Source organism: Oribacterium sinus (genome assembly GCF_963553175.1).
Taxonomy (GTDB): Bacteria; Bacillota; Clostridia; order Lachnospirales; family Lachnospiraceae; genus Oribacterium; species Oribacterium sinus_B.
Map to the genome: position 1 here is coordinate 1 of NZ_CAUVME010000031.1, position 18,150 is coordinate 18,150.

13 protein-coding genes and 1 pseudogene are annotated in these 18,150 nt (G+C 41.2%); all 14 read right to left on the minus strand.

Annotated elements, in window-relative coordinates; translation table 11 throughout:
* Positions 1–951 (minus strand): peptide-methionine (S)-S-oxide reductase MsrA (msrA, locus tag RYO92_RS08510; RefSeq protein WP_315370113.1); only part of this gene is annotated, 951 nt, incomplete at its 3' end.
* Between the two features lie 26 nt (positions 952–977).
* A complete protein-coding gene (locus RYO92_RS08515) occupies positions 978–2,459 on the minus strand; it encodes a phytoene desaturase family protein (RefSeq protein ID WP_315370114.1) in 1,482 nt (493 codons plus the stop codon).
* A gap of 135 nt (positions 2,460–2,594) precedes the next feature.
* The gene (locus tag RYO92_RS08520; RefSeq protein ID WP_315370115.1) at positions 2,595–3,944 is read right to left on the minus strand and encodes an ATP-binding protein; all 1,350 of its coding nucleotides are present in this window, start codon (positions 3,942–3,944) and stop codon (positions 2,595–2,597) included.
* 174 nt (positions 3,945–4,118) lie between these two features.
* Entirely contained in the window at positions 4,119–5,150 is a 1,032-nt protein-coding gene (locus RYO92_RS08525; RefSeq protein WP_315370116.1) for a PDDEXK nuclease domain-containing protein, read from the minus strand.
* 47 nt (positions 5,151–5,197) lie between these two features.
* Positions 5,198–7,000, minus strand: coding sequence for an ABC transporter ATP-binding protein (locus RYO92_RS08530; RefSeq protein WP_315370117.1), 1,803 nt, complete (start codon positions 6,998–7,000; stop codon positions 5,198–5,200).
* 97 nt (positions 7,001–7,097) lie between these two features.
* A complete protein-coding gene (locus RYO92_RS08535) occupies positions 7,098–8,615 on the minus strand; it encodes an aminotransferase class I/II-fold pyridoxal phosphate-dependent enzyme (protein ID WP_315370118.1) in 1,518 nt (505 codons plus the stop codon).
* A gap of 10 nt (positions 8,616–8,625) precedes the next feature.
* Positions 8,626–10,296: a M3 family oligoendopeptidase gene (locus RYO92_RS08540; protein ID WP_315370119.1), complete on the minus strand. Its 1,671-nt coding sequence runs from the start codon at positions 10,294–10,296 to the stop codon at positions 8,626–8,628.
* Positions 10,297–10,673: 377 nt separating this feature from the next.
* On the minus strand, positions 10,674–11,033 hold the full coding sequence (locus RYO92_RS08545; protein WP_315370120.1) for a hypothetical protein: 360 nt from the start codon (positions 11,031–11,033) through the stop codon (positions 10,674–10,676).
* Positions 11,034–11,075: 42 nt separating this feature from the next.
* Positions 11,076–11,318, minus strand: coding sequence for a hypothetical protein (locus tag RYO92_RS08550; protein ID WP_315370121.1), 243 nt, complete (start codon positions 11,316–11,318; stop codon positions 11,076–11,078).
* 449 nt (positions 11,319–11,767) lie between these two features.
* Positions 11,768–12,289, minus strand: a complete 522-nt coding sequence (locus RYO92_RS08555) for a hypothetical protein (RefSeq protein WP_315370122.1) — start codon at positions 12,287–12,289, stop codon at positions 11,768–11,770.
* 347 nt (positions 12,290–12,636) lie between these two features.
* Positions 12,637–13,686: pseudogene (locus tag RYO92_RS08560) on the minus strand (IS30 family transposase).
* A gap of 101 nt (positions 13,687–13,787) precedes the next feature.
* Complete coding sequence (locus RYO92_RS08565; protein ID WP_315370123.1) at positions 13,788–14,729, minus strand: hypothetical protein; 942 nt, start codon at positions 14,727–14,729, stop codon at positions 13,788–13,790.
* Between the two features lie 54 nt (positions 14,730–14,783).
* Entirely contained in the window at positions 14,784–16,553 is a 1,770-nt protein-coding gene (locus RYO92_RS08570) for a DUF262 domain-containing protein (protein WP_315370124.1), read from the minus strand.
* 17 nt (positions 16,554–16,570) lie between these two features.
* On the minus strand, positions 16,571–17,995 hold the full coding sequence (locus RYO92_RS08575; RefSeq protein ID WP_315370125.1) for a hypothetical protein: 1,425 nt from the start codon (positions 17,993–17,995) through the stop codon (positions 16,571–16,573).
* Positions 17,996–18,150 lie beyond the last annotated feature (155 nt).

Genomic DNA, 18,150 nt, shown 5'->3' on the forward strand with positions numbered 1-18,150 from the left:
CTGAAGATCAAAGTAACTGCGCGGGATATGGCAGTAGCCGCCGGGATTCTTGTCCAGATACTTCTGGTGATACTCTTCTGCGGGGAAGAAGTTTTCCAACGGAAGCAGTTCAACAGCAAGCCTGGCTCCGGCTTTCTCTTCCTCCGCCCGATAAACCGCTTCGATCTCCGGAAGCTGGTCTTCTTCCGTATAATAGATTCCCGTCCGGTACTGGATGCCTCGGTCATTGCCCTGTTTGTTTACAGAGAGCGGATTGATCACCATGAAATAGTAATTCAGCAAATCAGTCAGGGAAATTTCAGCAGGGTCATAGTCGACCCGCACTGTCTCAGCATGCCCGCTGCTATTACAGACGTCCTGATAGGTCGGAGCTTCGTCAGGGCCGTTTGCATAACCTGCTTCTGTTCGGATTACGCCGACAAACTGATCAAAGAACTTCTGCGTTCCCCAGAAGCAGCCGCCTGCAAGATAGATTGTTTTCATATTCTCCGGTATCTCCATAGTAGTTTCTCCAGTCACGATCTCTCCGGACCAGGTGTTGATCCTGCCGAATTCGTAGATGTTGGTATATCCCATGTCCGCAAGCTTTTGCGCTGCTTGCTTGGATCTGTTCCCGCTCCGGCAGTAAATCAGGATGATCTGATCCAGATCCGGGAGTTCTTTCGGCCGCTCCGCTTCAATGCTCTCATTCGGAATTAGAATTGCGCCAGGAATATGGCCTGCATCGTATTCATCTTGCCTGCGGACATCTACAATCACATGCCCGTCATCCCGGGTCATCATCTGCTTTGCCATCTCTTGATCGATCTGATGATAACTCGCGACCTCTTGCACTGAACCGGCAGTATTTACCGAACAACCAGTCAGAAGAAAAATGGTCATCAAAATCAAAAACAACGGTCTTGGAACACCCGTGCGCCTTTCTTCCACTATTGCTCTCGTCTTTTTCATTCTATGTTACCTCGGTATATTCTAATTTATCTATGAGTTTTCATATTATCTATGGCAAACTTTCCACTTGCTGCAGCTATAGGAAGCCCTCCACCAGTTTGAATCCATTGACTTGCAAGGTATAAATTGTTTATGCCTTTGATAATGCTCTTAACATACTTACTTTTATAACCTTTCTGTGGATTAAAGCTCATATATCCCCCTTTGTAAGCATTACACCAAGTTGTGAATGTAACTGGAGAATACGTTCCAAGCACGATGAGTTTACCCTCAAGCTGAGGGAACTTTTTTTCAACTCTTAATCTCAATTCTTCTGCAATTCGCTGTTTTTCCTGATTATATTTCTCTTTATTATCTTTTAGCCCAAACCAGTAAGCATAATTTTCAGCATTTTGTAAAACATTACACTGAATAACTCTCTTTCCCATAGGAAATAGTGTTTCATCATAATCATAAACACGCATTCCACAAAAATTGTATGTTTCTCCTGCAACATCATATCCGTCACAAGGAAAAATAGTGCTTCCTTCAGGTAATTTCAAATCCGCTTCAGTAACTATTCCAAATGCAACCTGATAACCTGTATTAGAAACATAACCCTCCGGATTCTCATACATGTACCTAAGATTTTTATCCAAATATCCTTCATCAATTAAGTCATAGAAAAGAGAATGTGGATCTGCACACCAAATATAGTTATCTGAGTTGATAACCTTTCCATTATTACCAATAATATTAACAACCTGTTTATCTGCAATATTTATTTTTTCAATATTAACGCCTAAATGTAGTTTTCCACCCAAGGATTCAAATTTTGCAAGCATTCTACTAACCAAGCCAACAGAACCTCCCTCTGGAATAGCTGCTGTATTACTTGTATAAAAAGCATACGATGCAACAAAGGAGAGGGCAATGAAGTTGCTATTAAAGTAATTTTTAAAAATCGCTCTAATGTAATGATTTGTAAAACGATTTGTAAAGTCTTCCATAGACTGTTTTCCATATTCCTTTATAGCCTTATTAGCATCTTTCATACTCATTCCTAGTTTAATAAATTGTATTAGGTTCATATGAGCAATTGAAATATCACATGGCGGCTTTATACACTCTAAGCTTTTAGCACAGTCAAAAAACAAATTTAATTCTTTGGTATCTTCTGGAGCAAGTTCTAAAAACTCTTTTCTTGCTTTCTCTAAATTTCTCCACAAATGTAGTGTTACCCCGTCCATTTCCATACAATAAAAATATGGCTCACGATAAATCTCCAAACTATCAGAAAGAACTCCTAGATTTTCCCACATTTTATATAATTGTTCATCCTTATTGCATCCAACGAGAAAATGAATGCAATTATCTATATGATATCCTTGCCTATTCCACCCTGCACACTCACCACCGGGCATTTTGTTTTTTTCGTATATTTCTACTGAATATCCAGCCTGCAATGCATATATTCCAGCACTCAAGCCAGAAACACCTGCTCCAATAATTACTACTTTTTTACCCATATTCTCTTACTTTCTATATAAGGTCTAAGAACAATTTTAGAGCATCGGACAATACACAATGCTCATACATTACTCTAAGGAACTAACCAAATTCTAATGAGCTAACATCGATACTTTTCTTCGAATTTCTATAACTCACATGTCCATATGAAAATCCTTTTTCTTCAAATACTCCTTCAATTTAAAGGCACAAAAATAGGGGAAGGTATAAATCCGATTGGCATATCCAACATTTACATCTCCAAGTTTTATTCCAAAAGAAATATCCTGATATCGCTTATTGCTAATCAAGGCGGAAAGAGCTTTCGACTGATTGCTATTAGCCTTCACCTCTACCGGAACCAAAGTATTTTGCGTACGCACAAAGAAATCTTCCTCCAGACTGGCATTTTCCTTCTTATAGTAATAGAGTCCTAAGCCTTGCTTCACAAAAGCCTCTGCAACAAAGTTTTCGTACAAAGCCCCCTTGTACACCCCTAGGTTCTTATTGACTCTAAGATCCTCCTGCGCCTCCTCATCCAAGGAAGAAATCAACAGACCGGTATCCATATAATATAGTTTGTATTTGCTTTCTTCGACATTTCCCTTTAAAGGAAGCTCAGGAAATTGGAGGCAGTTACATTCCATGATGATGCCTGCATCCTTCAACCAATCGATACAGCCGCTATATTCCCGGGATCTGGCATTCTTCGCCACCTTATTAAACTGAAATTTCTTATTTTCCTTAGCCAGCTGAGCCGGAATACTTCGATAGACACTGATAATCTTTGTCTGATCCAAGCCCTCTGCATACTTTCTGACATCCTCTTCATAGTCCAATCGAATCTGATTCTGCAAATCCAGAGTGCCGGAAAATGTTCCTGTCTCCAAATACTGCTTTACCACATCCGGCATCCCCCCCAGAACTGAGTAGGTCAGAAAAAGCTCTTTAAAAATGGAGAGCTCATTCTCGTTAAACGGTTTGTTCTCCAGCATGTGGCTAAGGATACTGGCAATCTGCTCCTCGCTATAACCCTTTGCCCATAGGAATTCTTCAAAGTCCATGGAAAACATTTCATAGTCCGTTTTAGAGCCAACGCTATTACTGTGGATTCTTTTATAATTTATGCCCAGCATGGAACCGCTACAAATCACATCGTAATTTCCATCTCTATGGAAGGATTTCAAGGTAGTCGCCACATCAGGATTTTCCTGTATTTCATCAAAAAGAATAATGCTTTCCTTCGGAATAAACTGAATAGACGGGTCTGCCAATGTGATATTTCTGGTCACACTTTCCACATCATACCCATCTGCTAAAATCTGCATGAACTTTTTTTCCAGAGCAAAATTGATATAAACGATATTTTTATAGTTCTGTTTTGCAAAATGTAAAATGGATTCCGTCTTTCCTATTTGTCTGGCGCCCTTAATAATCAAAGGCTTATGCTTGGCATCCGCCTTCCATTCCTGCAAAAAATCATCTATCTTTCTTTTATAATACATTTTTCACCCCTCCATAGAGGGATGGTATCACAAAAAAATAGCCACTTCAATGCCTTTCATCACATTTCATGAGCCACTTTTCGCCTTTCTCTCACATTTTATGAGCCACTTTTTACACTTTTCTCACATTTCATGAAAAAAATCCATGTTGCTTATCATAACCATAATATGATTTTATTCATTTGCTTCTTCAGCAATTTCTGTATACTCTCTAAGCTTTCTTTGTAACAACCCCCTATCAATAAGTTTCAATGTATACTCTGATACCATTGTTGGTGAAAGACTTCTGCTTAATGCAAACTCTACCACCTCATCATCTTTTGATGCACAAAGTATGACTCCAACACTTGGATTTTCGGTTTTTTTCTTCACTTCTCTATCCAATGCTTCCAAATATAGATTCATTTTCCCAATATATTCTGGCTTGAATTCTCCAATCTTAAGTTCAAAAGCCACTAAGCAGGAAAGACCTCTATGATAAAATAACAAATCAATATAGTAATCATGATTTCCAACCTGCACTCTATACTCATTACTTATAAAAGAAAAATCTTTTCCAATTTCTAAGATAAAGTTCTTCAAATTGTCAAGAATTGATTTCTGAAATTCTCTTTCATTTCCAATCTTGGGAGCATCAAGAAATTCCAATACATAACTATCCATAAATAAATTATGTGTTTCCTGTTTTGCCCTTTGTATAGCAGGCAAAGTATTACTCTTTGAAAGCGCATAGCGTTCATAGTACCCGCTATCCATCTGTCTTACCAACTCCCGGTGAGTCAGATTCTCCTTAATTGCCAAGTTAATATAAAATTCTCTTTCCTCTTTATTTTTTGCTCCGGACATTATCTTCAAATGATTAGACCAGCTCAATTGTGTCAACAGTGTTGACACTTTTTCATCGTCCTTATATAGCTCATAGAATTGCTTCATTCTATATAAACCTCTGCGGTTAAAACCTTTTAATTCAGGATAGTTGGTTGAGAAAAATTCAGCTACATTATCAACGAAACCGGAACCATAAGATGCCTCCTTAGTTTTTTCACTAATGTATTTTCCAACTTCTTGATACATCAAAATCAGTTCTTCATTAACTTTTTTATAAGCACGATCCTTTGCACTTTCGACAATATTAACAATATCATCAAACTGATGATATTCTTTCCCACTGCCTGTATTCTGTATTATCATCTTATCCTTATTCATTGTTTTCTCTACCTCTAAGAATGTACTGTTTTTTACATAGAGTTATTTTACTGCTCCATAGTAAAGAGAGAGTAAAAGTATCCCTTCTTTTCCATAAGTTCAGTAAATATTCCTTCCTCCAAAATTTCTCCTTCTTTTAACACGCATATCCGATCTACACGACTTAAAATTCTGGCATCCAAGTCATGGAGTACCAGAATCTCCGTAATATTCTCCAAGGATAAGAGAGAATCCAATACCAGATAGCTATTTTCCTTATCCAAAGCTGCAGTAATCTCATCGGCAAGAAGAATAGGGGTTTTTCGAAGAAGACTTCTGGCAATATTGATTCTTTGCCGTTCTCCACCGGAAAGAGCCGATCCATTTTCCCCGCAAGGATAGTCCAAGCCTTTCTCCGAAATCAGATTCTTTAAACCGGCCTTTTCAATGGCCTGTTTAAGCTCCTCTTCACTGTATTTTTGAAAGAGCGTGATGTTCTCATAGATACTGCCATCAAAAATAAAGACCTCTTGTTGAATATAGGAGATCGAACGGAAGAGGCTTTCCTCAGGAAGGGTGGAAAGAGCCCTATTTCCAATGGAAATCTCTCCCCCTCGGCTTCCCTCGATTCCCATAAGAAGCTTTAGAATAGAGGACTTTCCTGAACCTGAGGCTCCCAGAAGAATCAGCTTTTCTCCCTCCTTTACCCGCAGCGTAAAGTCCTTCAAAACCTGCTTTTCCGGTGTATAGGAAAAGGAAATATGGGAGAAGTAAATATCTCCCTGTAAATCCGGGATAGGAAGGGCTTTCTCATGGGAGTCTATATCGATATGCTTATGATAATCGTCCTTAACAATTTCACCGCTCTTCTCCTGCTCCTGCCTCTCTTTCTGTTCCTGCTGTTCCTTCTGCTCCTGCTCCCCTTCTCCTATCTTCTCCCAAAATTGTTCGGAAAGGGCGTAGGCAGTTCTTGCCTTACTAAGCATTCCCGGAAGCTCTGTCACCGGGTCAATGATATAGTTAATCAGTCGGGAAAAGGCCAGTACTGTTCCCACGGAAATGCTTTTGCTTCTATAGGCCACAACAGCGCATAGGAGCAAAATGGCAAACTGGGTGATATATCCAGAAATGGCGGCAAAGTAATTGGTTTTCTCCACGCATTTTTCCCGCTCTTCCATGCGGCGCTCCACCTTTTGGCAGATTTTATCGTGAAGGGCAGAAAAGATTCCTTCCACCTTATAGGACTTAATGATGGTAAAGCCAATGGCAAAATCCTTCAAAAAAGCCAGATATTCCGCATTTTCCTTGGATAAGTTCTCCTCAATCTTCTCCATATTCCTTCCGGAAAAGAGGGCGGCAAAAAAGGGAATCAGGGAAATGAGACAGGCCATCATGGCTAAAAAGAAATTGTAGCGAATCATCACCAATACAGCCCCGATTCCGCAAATGACGATTTGCGAAAGTATGGGAATCTGGTCCAAAAAATCCTCTTTGATTTTCTGTAAATCCGTATTTAGGGCTGAAAGATACACCGCCGTATTCTGTCCATAAAACTCAGTCACCTTCTTTTTAGACAGATAATGATAAGCCGTTTTTCGGTACTGCAAAACTGCCTTGGTGCTGAACTTTGTTCGAAAATAGTAGGTACAAAGACCGGAAAAGCTCACCATCAGCAAAACCGCTATGGCCATTAGGACGATTTGATGCATACTATAACGGCGATTTCCGGATAGGAAATCAATCAAAATCTGCATCAGCTGAGGTACAGAAAGAATACCCACGGACAAAACCGTGGTACCCAAAACCGCCATAAATAGATTTTTCCGATTGCCTTGAAAAAAGCTTTGACTTAAGGGATTACGCTGTTTCATAACTTTTCCTTCCTGCTGTCATACTCTGTTGTCTTAATTTATACCCTTACGCATACTCTCTTGTCACGCTTCTATACTTTTCTTCTATACTTTTCCCCTATACCTTTTTAAAAATAAGCTTTCCTCTCTCCCCCTGTCGGTGTCTGGAATACTGAAGCTCTATGCCTTTCTTTTCCAAAGCTTCTATCCCTTGAATCTTTTCCGCTGTAAGCTTTTCCCCGGGGAATAACAGGGGGATTCCGGGCGGATAAAGGCTAAGATATTCCAGGCAAATGCGACCTTCTCCCTCATGAAGGCTAAGCTCCTCCCCCTCTTTTAGGCCTTCTGAAATTTGCAAACTGTTATCCGCTACAGAAATTTGATAAAGGGCAGAGGATAGGAGTTTTGACTGTAGTGACTGTTCTATTGTCTCAGGTCTTCCCTCTCCTGACTGTTTCTCCCTATCCTCCCCAAATCTTCTTTCTATATCCTCTAAGGCAAAAAACAACCTATCCAGTTCCTCTTCTGAAATAAAGGGTCCTGTCATCAAAAGCAGATTTTCTCCGCTATGCATTTCCGATTCAATACCGTAATCCTCCCGAAGCAGCTTGGCCAAGTCCCGCCCCAGTCTAAGCTTAGGGATTCCTAGGGCTCGTAGGAAAATCTTAGAAAAATCCATAGCAAAGCAAGCTTCTTCCTTCTCCCAAAGAAAGGAAAAATAAGAAAGCGTCCTTGCCTTCTCTCGAAAGCCCTTCATCACTTTCTTCCAGCGGGAAAATAGTGCTTCTCCCTCTCTTTCCAAAAGTGTCGTTGCCTTTTCCAAAGAAAGCATCAGAGGATAGGAGGGAGAGGTCGTTTGAAATACGGAAAGGTAAAAAGACAGCTTTTCCCTACTGTATCTTTCTCCATTTCCCAATATCCAGGCACTCTGGGTTAAGGAGCAAAGGGTTTTGTGGGGGCTTTGCACCACCAAGTCCGCCCCTAGGGCAATGGCAGACTCCGGAAAGGCTGCTCCCTTTTTCGGAGAAAAATGGGCTCCGTGAGCTTCATCCACCAGAAGGGAAAGGCCATTTTCATGGCAGAGCCTTGCAATCGCTTCCACATCAGAGACCACTCCCTCATAGCTTGGGCTGGTAAAAATCAAGGCCTTGCTCTTTGGAAACTCCCGTAGCAGTCTTTCCACTTCCTTCAGAGAAACCGAGCCGAAGCAGGAAAAATTCTCCCAAAACTCCGGTAGAAGAAAATGAATCTTTGCCTTTCGGAGAGATAGGGCATAAAAAACAGAGCGGTGGCAATTTCTTGCCACCACTACCTCATCTCCCTCTTCCAGCAGAGTGAAAATGCCTGCCTGCAAACCGGAGGAGCTGCCATTTACAAGATAGAAGCAATCCGGACAGCCATAGTAGGCGGCAGTGCGATTCATGGCTTCCTGCAAAATGCCTTCCGGATCATGGAGATTGTCCAAGTCCTCTACCTCTGTATAATCGTAGGCATAGGGAAGGGCTGCACCCATTTCCATCTTTCTTTGGTGCCCCGGCATATGCAGGGGCAGGAGATTTTTTTCATTGTAGTGCTGAAAATATTTTTCTAAAGGAGAAGCGGAAGGCTTCCGCCCCTCTTTCGATTTATCCTTCATTTTCTTTCCTTTACAGATTCTTCTCCAAATCCTCTACAATCTTCTTAATGGTTCCCTCTTTAAAGGGATTCATCAGGCCAACCTTTTCCTCCAGTTCCGTAAAGAAAAGGGATGCGGAGTACTTGGAGAACTCCATATAGCTCTTCCATGCCCCCTGAAAATCCTTATCCATCCAAGCCTTGTACTGTAAGGCATTGATGCCGGCAATACAGTAATCAATGTAGTAGTAAGGCAGGTCATAGATATGGTGCTGCTTCTGCCAGAAGCCCCCCTCTTCCATAAAGGCATTGTCCGCATAATCCAAATGAGGCTTATACTCCTGCTCCAAGGTTCTCCAAAGCAGTTTTCTCTCCTTCGGAGTCATTTTCGGATTCTTATAAACAATGTTTTGGAACTCATCCACCATGGTGCCGTAGGGGATAAACATCAGGAACTCTTCAAAATGCATGGAAAGGTAGTCCTTTGCCCGATCCCCGAAGAATAAATCCATCCAAGGCTCGGTAAAAAATTCCATGGACATGGAGTGAGTTTCTGCCGTTTCCATGGTCAACTCATTGTGCTCATGAATGGGCAGATCCGCTGTAATATAGCCCTGGAAGGCGTGTCCGCATTCGTGGGTAATCACATCACAGTCTCCGGCTGTTCCGTTGAAGTTGGCAAAGATAAAGGGCATGTGGTAGTTGGGAAGCATCTCCATATAGCCGCCGGTTCTCTTGTTCTTTCTGCCCAGCACATCGAAAAGCTCCATTTTCATCATATCCTGCATAAACTTGGAGGTTTCCGGAGAAAGAGCATCATACATCTTCTGCCCTGCTGCCATGATTTCCTCAGGAGTTCCGATGGGGGCAGGATTACCCTCCTTAAAAAATACTCCTTCGTCATAATAGTAGAGCTTGTCCAGTCCAAGACGCTTCCTTCTTCTCTCATGAAGTTTCTGAACAAAGGGAACCAAGTCCCGTTTTACCTGCTGACGGAAGGATGCAATCTCCCGCTCTCCGTAACAATTTCGATTCATTCTGGCATAGCCGATTTCCGTAAAATCCGGATACCCCATCATTTGCCCCTGCTCGGTTCGATTCTTTACCAAGGCATCGTAAATGGAGTCCAGCTTCTCCCCATTGTCCTCAAAAAACTTGGTATAAGCCTTCCAAGCCTTCTTACGAACCTCTTGATCCTCCGCGGTAAGGTAGGGGGTCATCAGAGAAAGGTTTAAGTTCTCTCCCTCCCAGGGAATCTTTGCAGAAGCCAGAAGCTTACCGTATTCGGTGGTCAGTTCATTTTCCTTTTGCATCAGGGGAATGAGGGAAATGTCCACCGCCTTCTGTGCCAGCTCCATATTTTTAAAGGCCACATGTCCCAGCTTTTCTTCCATATAGGCTCTGTGGGGAGAATGGTACACCCGCATCTGGTAATCTACTAAGAGATTTCGGAAAATGGGCATATTGGCATCATAAAAGGCCCTCTCCCGCTCATAGAAGGGATCGGTCATGTCAATGTCGTTTCGGATGCTGGCAATCACACTTTCCGTCATCACATCATCCACCAGCTTATAGTATTTTTGATGCAGGGCAAAAAGCTCCTCCCCGGACTGAGCCTTATCTATCCCCTCGCAAAGCTCCAAAAAATCAGCCTTCAGTTTATCAAAATTAATTCTCTCATAGGGAAATTCGGTAAATTTCATATTTTCCTCCAATCATATATTACACTCTATTACAATCGGTATAAGCATAACATTTCTATGGGAATATTCCATAAGTTTTGTGTTTTTCCTTTAGCCTTTTGCACAGAAAAATAGGGGAGGTAAAAATAAAAATAATTTTCTAAGCAATATAGGTCTGAATGTGGGGGCACGCTCTCGCTAGCTTCGCCACGTAACGGATACTAAGCGAAAAACTGCGTTTCTCTTGTTTTTCGCAAGTACCGACGGGCTCAGACTACCCCACATTCAGACCTATATTGCCGAAAATCCCTCAATTATTTTGATTTTTACAGTCCTCATCCGTTAAAGTCGCAACACTATAAGGCCAAAGAAAAAACTCACACTTATGTTTACTTGTTTTATGATTCATCTTTTTTCATGAGAGGGAGGTCTGATAGAGTAATTCTTTCATATGCACCATTCTTCTTATCCTCCGGATGTGGCTCCAGTCCGATAATCGTGATAGACTTTTTATCCGGGCCATATACCCAATACATTCTCATTGCTCCACTGGTTTTATTTTCAAGATAAGATTGCCACACACGTTCTCCATATCGCTCCGATAATACTTCTATATCATGTGTTTTCAAGCTAGGATGTCTGGGATTTTCTGATAACAACTTTAAAGCTTTTCCCCACTTTTTGAAAATAATTGCATCATTTTTACTGATTGTCCCAATTCTATATTCTATTTGAAGTTTGTTCCACAGCTCTTCCATCTCCGGAAGTCCCATACGTATTATAAAACTCATATATTCACACTATCCAAAATCCGAAAGATCTATAGGATCTGATACATATCCTTGTTTATAATTACTGATAGCCTTATCCATATCTTTCAAAGTACGTGCAGAAATAGTATCCGGAACCGTCAATTCACGAGGCTCTAGCATAATACAACCATTTTCATATTCCTTAACGTTATAATACTGATATAAAGCACCGCGCAAAGTAACTCTCTTCTTACTATCCAGGTGAACATTATATTCCTTTGCTGTTTCCATTATCTTCCTCCTATCCGCGTGGGATTTCCCACTTTTTAATCTATACTATATTGGGCTAAATGATTTGTCAATGATTAATCTGTTCCCTTCTAATCGCTCCACTAATTACAGCTTATACTTATCCAACGATATATCTACAAAGACAATGGATTTTTCTTCTAAAAACAACACCATACAGATTAGAAAATAGTTGGCTTGTCTACTCGTTTGACATTTTTCCAAGGTATTTTCAAGTCATTTTTGACACTTTTCCAAGGTGATTTTGGTCTGATTTTGACACTTTTCCAAGATTGCATAGTAATTGTGTAGCAGTCAAGAAAAGTAGACTCTTCCCTTCGAAGCTGTACTTTACTCATGGATATAAACCTCTAATGTAACGTCCATTCACCAAAAAAAAGGCCGGTAAAAATAGTTCAACTAATTTTACCGACCTTTCTGAACAGACTATCCTAAAATCCCAACTCCAAAAGCAGAACGCTTGCCTTAAAAGACATCCAAAGCAATATCTCGTAACTATGAGCCAAAAACACAAAGAAGAATAAGGCCAAAAGGGGCTTAGTCATAGGAGCTCGCTCTAAATAGCGTTGAGAACAGCGATAAAGACTGATACCTCCACCTATAAAGCTTAGTACTTTCACTAAAATCAAGCCCAAAAACGCAAAATCCATATTGATTAAGCTTAGAAACACAAGCAGCATAGAGAGGGAAACCAAGCCGATAAAAACAAGCCCCTCTTTTCCCTGCTTACGATTCGTTGTTCCTCCGGCTTCTTCCTGTTCTTCTGGCGGATATAAAGCCCCCTGTACCCTGTGAAGATAGAAAAGATAGGGAATAAACAAGGCTAGGAGAAAAAGAGGAAGAAGATTTTTCCCCGTCAGCGTCACAATAGTCCAAGAAAATGCCACCGGAACTGCTAGAACATAGCAAAAAATCAAAGTCAAATTTTTGTGTAACATTCTGTCTTCGTCCATAAATGCCGTCCTTTCTCAAAAGAGAGTAAAGAAGATTAGTTATCTGTTTGTTCAAGCTTTCGAATGCATTCGTTCCTCTCATTATATAGGAAACAAAATAAAAGTCATTCCCAATTTCTTGAGAATGACTTAAATAATTATTAGAAAGAAAAGACAATTCGCAAATTGCAATAACAAGTTGAACATTGACAGTTGAATAAGTCCTAAACACACAGGATGGTTATCCTGGAGGAATGGTTACATTCCTCTTATGTATTCATAAGCACAGAGCGAGCAGACAGTCATGGCCGCCGCAGGCGCCTCTTCAGAGGATGCCTTGACGAGCAGTCAGCCTGTGCTACCGAACGCTACTCGAGCACGGTGTGTATCCTGTCCAGTTCGTCCTCAAAGAGCTCATCCGGGGTACTGTAGCCGAGTATCTTCCTCGGAAGGCTATTGCACCAGACTTCAATCTGGCAAATCTACTCGTTCGTTAAGCTGTCGATCCTGCAACCCTTGGGAATGAATCTGCGGATCAGGACATTGTGACGCTCTACGGATCCCTTTTCACAAGAGGTATACGGATGGGCAAAATAGACCAGTGTATTGCTCAGGTCCTCCAGGCCAGACAACAGTGAGAACTCGGAGCCGTTGTCCGTGGTGATCGTCTTGAAGACATCATCCCAGTGTTCGTCGTACTGGGATCTGACCTCCCGAAGTGCTTTCATGACTCCGTTCGGATCGCGGCCCGGTATGCGAATCATCCAGTATTCGCGGGTCTTCCGTTCGATCATAGTAAGTAGTGCGTCATCGTTACCGCTTTTTGACCCGATGACCAGGTTCGCCTCCCAGTGTCCGAACTCCGTACGATCTTCGATGCTGGCTAGCCGTTCCTCGATGCTTCTGCCCAGAACTCGCTTGTTTTCGCGAACTCGTGCTGTTTTGGGTGAGCGATGCAGCTTTTCCGGAAGATCAATGTTTCTGATGTTCAGTAGCCCAAGATCTGCGTAGCCGTAAAGCGTTTTCGTGCAGACGATCTGCTCTCTGGTAAACGTTCCATCCTTCAGAGCGCGGTGGGCACAGACATCCAGCGACCATCTGTCTTCAAAGAAGTGCTCTTCTACATAAGAGATGAAAGCGTTCTTTTCAAGAAGATTATAGTGACGGCAACAAGCTTCACGATTCTTCTCGTAGGCGGCCTGCCTGACTTTTGCCTTGTAACGGAAGATGTTGCCCCTATAAAGAGTGACGGTACCGCGTTTGATCTCGTTACGAACGGTGTTGTGCGCGCAACCTAACTCTCCGGCAATCCTGTTGGGGGTCCATCCATCTTTGAGACGAGTTTGAATGACAACACGTTCTTCAAATGAAAGATGTTTACCCTTCCTGTGTTCAGTTGTAAAATGTAATTGGTCCATAGGATCTTCTCCTTGTGAATGATGATTGAGCACATACATTCTACCAAAGAGAAGCTTTATGGACTTTTCAGTTTACCTGTTCAACCTGATTTTACAATCGGTCACTTTATAAAAATCCCATTATCAATCAAGAACTGCTGATAGTCCGCTGTCCATGTTGCACTCAGAAATCCTGATTTTCCTGAATAAGGCTCAATTTGTCCTTTGCAATGTGCAACATTGCCGCTCAAAGTTCGGCAATGCCAGTCAGCTGGTTTTCTATCTATGAACTCTTTTTCGGCAGCCTTGCTTCGTAACAAATTTATGTCAGTTATAATAATGATTCGAATTATCAACTGTGAAAAACCAATTACGCCTCTAAGATTTAACTGAACTCGTTGGCCTAATGTAGGCGGAAGAATTATTGGAACTTCAGAAACATCTAAATCATTACATGTAGCAATAGATAAGAATGCATTATACGCATCGATTAGTTTCTGTGAGGCAACAAAGTTATGGTGCATATAGCAGTTGCGGGCTTCCTTGAAAAACCTATAGCAGAGCATATAATTCTCAAGTTTATTAAAATCCATTTTCGACTTAACCATATAAGTATTGAAGAAAGCACCGTCTAATGCAATTGAGCGTTTATTTGTAGTTACATAGTAACTTGAGAATTTGCCTGTCAAACCGGGAAATTCCAAGTTCTTAATAAACGATTTTTCCTGATAATGAAATCCGCAAAAGACATCGTCATATAATCGCTGTGCCCAGCCTTCGTGTATAGCAAACAAGTTGTTTAATAATACCCAAGCGAGGTTTTCTTCTTGTGTATCCCATGATGTCTCGATGAATGCCCGTTTATAGTTTACCCCCTGAACAGAGTTTTCAGGATCTATTATTTGCTGATAATCAATTTCTCCATCGGATTCATTACTATTCACCGCCTCATTGATAACCCGTCTCGTATATTTCAAACTGACGGTTAATGGATAAATGTTATCAAATGCTGTTGTTATATTATCAAGAGCATCTTCTGATGCACGAAAAAACACAGCTGTCATATATCCACCTCCATATTACCGTTTTATTAGTTCTTTATTCTATTTGAAGAATTCTTAAATTAAAGCAGCCTTCAATGCTTTGACCAGCAGTTTTTCTCGTTCCAGGAAAAACTCCTCAAAATTGGTGAACTCTACACCGACATCAGGGATATAGTGCTTTTCTCTGTAGGCCTTCAGTTTATCTGCATCAGCATAGTTTTGCTCAAGCCAAGTCTTGAACTCCGTGTTATTCTTCTCTTTATTCGGCAGTTCTTCAAGTAACTGAAGGTTGCCGATATAGTTCACATTGTCGATATAGAAATCAGCCTGGTTATCCGGCACTCCCAATTTCTGAATACGCTTTCGGGTAAACAAGCTCTTGGGGAACATATGGTCAATGTGGAAGTGATTTTTCAAATCTGCCCACGGATACAGAATAGACATAACAAGAAGTATGTCACCGCTGCCGCATTTGGTGTAAAGCAGATTATTTATGCTATCATCCGAGAAAGAAATATCACGATTGGTACCCTTGAATTTTTCGTCAATCTGCTGATAAGGGAATCCACCGGGATTCTTCAGAATAATCTCACGGAGTGGCTTCAGAAATCCATCCGGTGCGGAACTAAAAGCATGGAGTAGCTGAGAAGCAATAAACCATTTTTTAATCTTTTTCCGGTCTTCTTCATATGCAGACGAATCAACAAAGTTTGAAGCATTGCCGATGGTCTGAATATAGTAGGCAATTGGAATCAAAGCGCTATTCGACTGGATGTTCTCTCGGCTGAATCCAAAAGAGGCAATCAACTCCACAGCCAAACGCAGGGAGGTCGTAATATCGTCCCATTTCTGCTCAATCACGAGCATATTTGTATTATTGAAATTATCAACCTTATAGGCAATGTCCGGGAAGTCTCCTAAAACAAGACAGGTCTTCAAAACCATGTCCTTAGTGAGATTAAATCCTCTGCCAATCTCATTCAGTTCATCAACAATTTCATTGATGGATTCTCTCGCATCTTTGTCCTGCCACTGGGCAGTTGCAAAAGAAAGCAAAAGATCTGAGTAACTCAGCGGTGTACCTCCACTGTTTACACGAATGAAGATACTCAGCACCTTATCCAGTTCGGTGCTTTCTTCCAGATAGTAGCTGATAGTTTCTTTGCGATGAATAGCTGTAAACAGCTTAAATAGAGCCTCATTTGCAAACATTGCTTTATTGGGGTCTGAATGGCTGGTCAGCTTATTCTTAATCAAATAGGTGTTAACCTCATATTCCTGCTTGAAATTGAGGATTTCGCCAACTGGAAACCAAAAGTCAACCGCCTGTTCATTTGCATCGACAGCACTATTTGCCTCTTTAACTTCCGCATCCGTCAAAAACAGGAATTTATAAGTGGAATCCGTCTCTTCATTTGCTGTAAGCAAATTCAGATACAGTTTACGCTTAGGATATGCCTGCGGATTGTCCCATCTCTTATAAGACAGCTTATATGCGTAGGTGCCCTTTAAGCCTATGTACAAAGATGTCATTCGCTGCTGACCATCCAGGATAGCAATGATATCGTCGGAGCCATTCGTATCTGCTTTGGGGTTATGTCTTCCGTCCTTCTGGTGGTAGTTTCTAAGAAATTCATAGAATTTGAATTCATTAGCCTTGTCTTTCGGAACTTTCCAAAATAGAAACGAGTTAATCGGATAATCCATCATAATGCTGTCAAAGAGTTTCTCAATCTGCTTGGTACTCCACACAAACTCACGCTGGATGGATGGCAGTAGATAGGTTTTGGAATCTATGTTTTTTATTACGGTGCTTATCGTCAAAGCAGTTTGATATGATGACATAACACTTTCTCCTTTGATTACATCATGTTCTTCAGAATTACTGATGCGATATTCTTTCCTTCACGCCAGTCACTTCCGGTCTTGGCAATCGTAGTTTTGTAACGACCGTCACCATAGTAGGTGAGCCGGTAGTGCTTGCCTTCCTCTGTGACTTCAAATCCCAGTTCCAACAGTTGCTGACGCATAGAACCGGACAGTGTTTTGTAGTCCTTAAACAGTGCTTTTACAATACGCTCTCTTTCGTCTGAGACTTCCTGATAATCATTGTTCTGAAGCACATCATTAAGAACAACCCAGCGTCTTGTTTTTTGCCCAAGATTCTTCAACTTTTCAGCCACTGCATCAAGAATCATTTCCTTGATTTCACCTTGATAGAATTCTTCCTCATCACCAAGGAACAAAATCGGTATCTCATCAACGCCACTCAGCTTTTCACGCAAGCCCTGATTCTCTAACTGAAGAGATGTATTCGCTCTTGTCAACTCCTCTATCTGCTGGCGCAGCTTTTCATTATCTTCGTCAAACGCACCGATATAATATTCCACTTCACTTTCGGCAGCTTCTCTCGCACGTTCGGCTTCGGCTCTTTCTGTTTTTTGGCTATCATATTTATCGGTCAAAAGTGCATTGTTTACACCTGGCCATGTCGAAAGAAGTGGCTTTTTCTGTGCATTCATATATTGAAAGACAGAGCGAGTGACTTTTTCAAGAAGGATATTATCACTGCCTATGTAGCTACGGTAAAGGAATCGTCTATGTTTACCGTTGGGAAAATAGATGCCCACACCGCCAAAATATTCATTGTTGTCATTGCAAGCTGAACGAATACTCCAGTTTGTTTGCTTGTCCGCTTGGAGCAAGATATGAGCAACACCCTTTAACTTGCTGCAAAGCCAGCTAATACTCACAGGGTCATGATTGTAAGCAGTCTTTGTCACATATACAATTGGCAGGCGATAATGCGTATTTCCGTTTATCACATCCGTGATAAGGGACAAGTTGTCCTCTGTTATTGAGATTGCCTGACGGAGGACAGGGATTCCATTGTCATCAAGGAGATAACCACCGTCAATCAGCATACTGATAAAATGCGGAGTGGAAAACTGAAGGTCTTCCATCTGAGCATCTTCTGTATAGCCTCGATCCAACTGAATTGTCATTTCCATGGTATCGAAGTTCATAATATAGTCGGTATCCCAGATAGCACCATCTTCTACTCTTTTTTCAAAACGAACCGCAATAATGTTTTTGTTCCGGTATTCTTCGATGTCAAGCCACAAAGATTCATTTCCATAACGAATATTGTGTTCACCGTTCCAATTTATATCGGGGATAACATTATCTTCATGGGGGCTGGACTGATTCCATTGAATTACCAGCTGGATGAATCCGTCCCGTATCAGTGTATCATTGATGCGAAGTGTCGTAGAGTACAATAGCATTGGTTCTTGCCTCCGTTTATAACTCGATGCAGATGACGTATAATAAGTTTCGCAAATTCAAATTCATATAAAAATAGACATTTTCTCTGGAGTGAGAAAACGAGCTTCATCCTTATCTTCTACAATTTCCATACGATAAGACGTTGCCAAATAAT

What these genes read in the sequence shown, in the direction of transcription:
- RYO92_RS08515 (WP_315370114.1), bottom strand. Translation starts at nt 2,459, where the DNA reads ATGGGTAAAAAAGTAGTAATTATTGGAGCAGGTGTTTCTGGCTTGAGT.
- RYO92_RS08555 (WP_315370122.1), bottom strand. Translation starts at nt 12,289, where the DNA reads ATGGACGAAGACAGAATGTTACACAAAAATTTGACTTTGATTTTTTGC.
- RYO92_RS08520 (WP_315370115.1), bottom strand. Translation starts at nt 3,944, where the DNA reads ATGTATTATAAAAGAAAGATAGATGATTTTTTGCAGGAATGGAAGGCG.
- RYO92_RS08530 (WP_315370117.1), bottom strand. Translation starts at nt 7,000, where the DNA reads ATGAAACAGCGTAATCCCTTAAGTCAAAGCTTTTTTCAAGGCAATCGG.
- RYO92_RS08575 (WP_315370125.1), bottom strand. Translation starts at nt 17,995, where the DNA reads ATGCTATTGTACTCTACGACACTTCGCATCAATGATACACTGATACGG.
- RYO92_RS08565 (WP_315370123.1), bottom strand. Translation starts at nt 14,729, where the DNA reads ATGACAGCTGTGTTTTTTCGTGCATCAGAAGATGCTCTTGATAATATA.
- RYO92_RS08535 (WP_315370118.1), bottom strand. Translation starts at nt 8,615, where the DNA reads ATGAAGGATAAATCGAAAGAGGGGCGGAAGCCTTCCGCTTCTCCTTTA.
- RYO92_RS08525 (WP_315370116.1), bottom strand. Translation starts at nt 5,150, where the DNA reads ATGAATAAGGATAAGATGATAATACAGAATACAGGCAGTGGGAAAGAA.
- RYO92_RS08570 (WP_315370124.1), bottom strand. Translation starts at nt 16,553, where the DNA reads ATGTCATCATATCAAACTGCTTTGACGATAAGCACCGTAATAAAAAAC.
- RYO92_RS08545 (WP_315370120.1), bottom strand. Translation starts at nt 11,033, where the DNA reads ATGGAAGAGCTGTGGAACAAACTTCAAATAGAATATAGAATTGGGACA.
- RYO92_RS08550 (WP_315370121.1), bottom strand. Translation starts at nt 11,318, where the DNA reads ATGGAAACAGCAAAGGAATATAATGTTCACCTGGATAGTAAGAAGAGA.
- RYO92_RS08540 (WP_315370119.1), bottom strand. Translation starts at nt 10,296, where the DNA reads ATGAAATTTACCGAATTTCCCTATGAGAGAATTAATTTTGATAAACTG.